This is a genomic window from Actinokineospora sp., assembly GCF_050699995.1.
Lineage (GTDB): Bacteria > Actinomycetota > Actinomycetes > Mycobacteriales > Pseudonocardiaceae > Actinokineospora.
This window is the reverse complement of record NZ_JBOHGC010000562.1, coordinates 1-3926: the sequence shown is the minus strand read 5'-3', so window position 1 is coordinate 3926 and position 3926 is coordinate 1. Positions and strand designations below refer to the sequence as shown.

At 69.6% G+C, this 3926-nt stretch carries 5 protein-coding genes and 1 pseudogene; 1 reads left to right on the top strand and 5 read right to left on the bottom strand.

Features of this window, described 5'->3' with window-relative positions; translation table 11 throughout:
- Positions 1-811, bottom strand: an 811-nt coding sequence (locus ACRDSQ_RS27325) for a helix-turn-helix domain-containing protein (RefSeq protein WP_431424937.1), incomplete at its 3' end; no start/stop codon positions are given.
- Positions 812-935: 124 nt separating this feature from the next.
- Here ACRDSQ_RS27325 and ACRDSQ_RS27320 point away from each other — a divergent pair.
- Positions 936-1490, top strand: coding sequence for a hypothetical protein (locus ACRDSQ_RS27320; RefSeq protein WP_431424936.1), 555 nt, complete (start codon positions 936-938; stop codon positions 1488-1490).
- A gap of 89 nt (positions 1491-1579) precedes the next feature.
- On the opposite strand, the gene ACRDSQ_RS27315 is transcribed toward ACRDSQ_RS27320, so the two are convergent.
- From ACRDSQ_RS27315 to ACRDSQ_RS27300, 4 genes and pseudogenes are all read right to left on the bottom strand, one after another.
- Positions 1580-2437 carry a MaoC/PaaZ C-terminal domain-containing protein gene (locus ACRDSQ_RS27315; protein ID WP_431424934.1) on the bottom strand — a complete coding sequence of 286 codons (858 nt, stop codon included), beginning with the start codon at positions 2435-2437 and terminating at the stop codon, positions 1580-1582.
- Positions 2438-2446: 9 nt separating this feature from the next.
- A complete protein-coding gene (locus ACRDSQ_RS27310; RefSeq protein WP_431424933.1) occupies positions 2447-3463 on the bottom strand; it encodes a 2Fe-2S iron-sulfur cluster-binding protein in 1017 nt (338 codons plus the stop codon).
- Positions 3456-3716, bottom strand: a complete 261-nt coding sequence (locus ACRDSQ_RS27305) for a hypothetical protein (protein ID WP_431424932.1) — start codon at positions 3714-3716, stop codon at positions 3456-3458. Before ACRDSQ_RS27305 ends, ACRDSQ_RS27310 begins: the two co-directional genes overlap by 8 nt.
- Before the next feature lie 2 nt (positions 3717-3718).
- Positions 3719-3926: pseudogene (locus ACRDSQ_RS27300) on the bottom strand (3-ketosteroid-9-alpha-hydroxylase); the annotation flags it as partial.

Below are 3926 nucleotides of genomic sequence, written 5' to 3'. Positions count from 1 at the left end.
GCCCTTCCCGCAGCGAGCGCGCCAGCCCGGGATGGCCCAGCAGCTGTCCGTAGAAGTCCGCGCGCACGCCCAGCACGACCGGGAAGCGGGTGGCGAGGGCGCAGACCTCGTCCAGGAACCGGGCCCGCAAGCCGGGGTTGGCGCAGAGCGCGAAAGCCTCCTCGAACTGGTCGATCACCACCACGCAGTTCTCGACGTCGAGGTGTTCCAGCCGCCTGGCGAGCTCGGCGCACGGATTCGCGGTGGGGGTGAACACCACCACCGGCCACTGCGCTGAACCCGCCCATGGCAGGACGCCGCGCGACAGAGCCGGAACCAGCCCCGCGCGCAGCAGCGACGACTTGCCCGCCCCGGACGGCGCCACCACGGTGACCGGCACCCCCTTGTCCCGGCACTCGGCCACGCGCTCGACAAGTTCGGCGACGACCCGCTCCCGACCGAAGAACCAGTCGGCCTCCGCGGCGGTGAAGGCGGCGAGGCCGCGGAACGGGCACAGCGCTTGCTCCGGTGATTCGGCCTGAGTCGGGATCGACACCGTCGGCCCCGGCACCAGCGAGACAAGCTGTCCGTCAGCCCGGAGGGCCTCGTCGCACCGGCGGGCAATGTCCGGATTCGGTGGTTTGTCACCGTTTTCGATCTTGCTGAGATAGCCCTTGCTGTAGTGCACCAGCCGCGCCAGGCCGGACAGGGACAGCTCGCGCTTGATCCGCCAACGCCGCAGTTCGGCGCCGAACCCGCGGTCGACCTGGTGGTCGACCTTGTGACCAGGTGTTTCCCGGGGTTTCCCGTTCAGCGGGAGACGGTCAACCACTTCCGCCCCATGTCGTCACGCTCCGATGCTTTCCACGACGGCCCGTGAGCAGAGGCTACGGCAGATGCTCGAACGAAGCGGGCGTCGACAGCGGAAAACCCTCCAACGAAGGACAAGTGATCTCATGAATAAGACCCGCCTGATCGCGACCCTCGCCATTGCCGCCATCGCCCTCACCGGCGTCAACGGGGCCGCCGCGACCGCGGAACCCCGCTCCGAAATGCGGCCCGCGTCTGCGGTGGCCCCCGAAGGCTGGACCCGCAAGGGGCACTACCCGGACGTATTCCACTGCACCATCGCAGGTGTCGCGGCCGTCAGCACCACGGAGGCCGCCGCGTTCGACTGCAGGCCCGCGGGCGGTGGGCGCGACCTGTGGCTGTACTACCGCGATCTGCTGGTCGCCGACCAGCGGGACGCGTCAGTCATCCCGGACGCGACCGGGGCGGACGCCCAGTCGTCGGTGTTGCTCAGGCCGGTGGTCGAGTTTCTCAAGTCGCTGGCGAAGACCTACTGGGACGACTGCGTCAAGGCCGTCCGCGGCGGCTGGTCCGCCTTCGTCGCCTGGTGGAACAGGCTCGACGCGTGGGTGCGGGAGACGATTTCCCAGCTGAGCCAGATGACGGTCGAAGAGTTGTTCAAGGCACTCTGTGAGTACCTCTCCGGCGCGGCGACCAGTTGATCATCGCAGGCCAGGGTCGGCCGCACCCCCGATCGGGGTGCGGCCGATCGTCTACCGCGTCTCCTGGGCTGCCGTCGGCGCCACGGGAGTCAGACCGTCAGAGTGATTCCGGCGAGCACCGCGACGTCGTCCCGCGCGGGGACCGTGGTGGTGGCGTGGATCGTGTCGCCGTCCACCCAGGCCGACGTCCGCAGCGTGTCCCCCGGGTAGACGACCCCGGCGAAGCGCGCGTCGAACGACCGGACCCGGCGGGTGTCGGCGTCGAGCGCGGCATCGGTCAGGGCCTTCGCCACGATCCCGTAGGTGCACAGCCCATGCAGGATCGGCGCCGAGAAGCCCGCCGCGGCGGCGAAGGCCGGGTCGGCGTGCAGCGGGTTCCGGTCACCGCACAAGCGGTACAGCAGCGCCTGCTGGGGCATGGTCGGGGTGTCGATCACCAGGTCCGGCTCGCGGGATGGCTCGAACGGCACCGCGGCAGGCCCGCGTTCGCCGCCGAAACCGCCCTCGCCGCGGGCGAAGATGCTGGACCGGGTGGTCCACAGCAGCACGCCGTCCGGGCTGGTCGCGGTCGCCTCCTGGACGATCACCGCGGCCTTTCCCTTGTCCCACACCTCGGCGATCCGCGAGTCGATCCGTGCCTTGCCCTCCACCGGGATCGGCCCGTGCACGGTGATCCCCTGGCTGCCGTGCAGCACCTTCGCCAAGTCGACCGAGATACCCGGGAACGACACCGACGGCGGCTCGAACACCCGCAGACTCGGCGCCACCACACCGAACGTGGGCAGCACCCGGAGGTCGTCCTCCAACGCGTACCGGAGTTCGTGCGGTGACGTCGGGTCGCCGCCCGCGCCCAGGGCCAGGTGGTACAGCAGGACATCCGAGGCCGTCCAGGTGAAGGACGTCCCCGGCAGTTCCGCCCCGATCGCGACCTTGGGGTCAATAGGCATGCGACACCCTCATTCGTAGCTGATCTCGACCTTCGAGGTCACCGGCACCGACTGGCAGGCCAGCCGGATCCCCTCGTCGAGGTCTTCCTGGTCCAGCACCTCGTTGTTCAGCAGCTTCACCTCACCTGACACCAGCCGGTACGCGCAAGCGCTGCACGCGCCTTCCCGGCAGGAGTACGGAGCGGGCAGGCCCTTGTCGAGCAGAACGTCCAGCAGTTTGCTGGTGACCGGCCAGTCGACGGTGTGTCGTTTGCCGTCCAACTCCAACTCGACGACGGCCTTCTCGCCGTCCGGGTCGGGGGCGGCGGCCACGGCCTGGTCGAACGGGTTCGCACCCAGCGACGCGAACCGTTCCAGGTGTCGGCGTTCGCGGGGGAATCCCAGTGACTTCAGGGCTTCGGTGACGGCCTTCATGAACGGCGCGGGGCCGCAGGTGAAGGCTTCGTGGTCGGCGAACGGGCGGGCCAGGGTGAGCAACTGGGCCGCGCTGGGTAGCCCTTGTACGCTCTCCAGCCAGTGGATCACGGTCAGGCGCTCGGGATGTCTGTCCGCCAGCGCGCGCAACTCGGCGGCGAAGATCACCGAGGACTCGTCGCGGTTGGCGTAGACGAGGCCGATTCGGCCGCTTCCCTCGGCCAGCGCGGACTTCAGGATCGACATCACCGGGGTGACGCCGCTGCCGCCCGCGAACAGCAACAGGTCCGCGTCCAGCGACTTCGGGGTGAAGATGCCCGACGGTGGGAGCACCTCGATCGTCGATCCGGCCGAGACGTTGTCGCACACCCAGTTCGAGGCGTACCCGGCCGCGGTGCGCTTCACCGTGACCTGCGGTTTGCCGCCCTCGTAAGGGGAACTCGACAGCGAGTAGCACCGGGCGACCGAGCCGCACTGGTCGCTGGGGATCCGCAGGGTGAGGAATTGGCCTGGGGCGTAGGGAAAGTCGGCGTCGAAGACGATCGACCGGGCGTCGGCGGTCTCCTCGACCACCGCCGCCACCGTCAGCAGGTGGGAGGTCAGCTCAGTCACCGGGCACCTCCAGTTCTCCGTCGCGCGCCGCCCGCTCGATCGTGGCGTGCAGGGTCCAACACGTGTCGACCAGGGCGCTGACCGTGCCGCCCGCCACGGCCTCGGCGAACTCCGGGCACGTCGCGGCGGGGTCGGTCGTCCACTGGACGCTGGTGTGCCGGGCGCTGTTCTTCTTGACCAGCACCCGCGTCCCACACCGGTCGCAGGCCAGCGGCGCCAAGCCGCCCTCCAGGAACTCCCGCCGCTCGGACACCGCTACTCCGCTGTGTTTCGGGCCGCCAGGTTCTCGGCGACCTCCTTGGCCCACACCTCGTTCGCCCGCGTGGTGTCCACTTCGAACTCGAAGCGCCGGGTCATGTCCTCGCTGACCTCGGCGGCGTCGACGTAGAACTGCTCGTACCAGCGGCGAAGCTGGTAGACCGGGCCGTCCTCCTCGCACAGCAGCGGGTTGTCGATGCGGGTC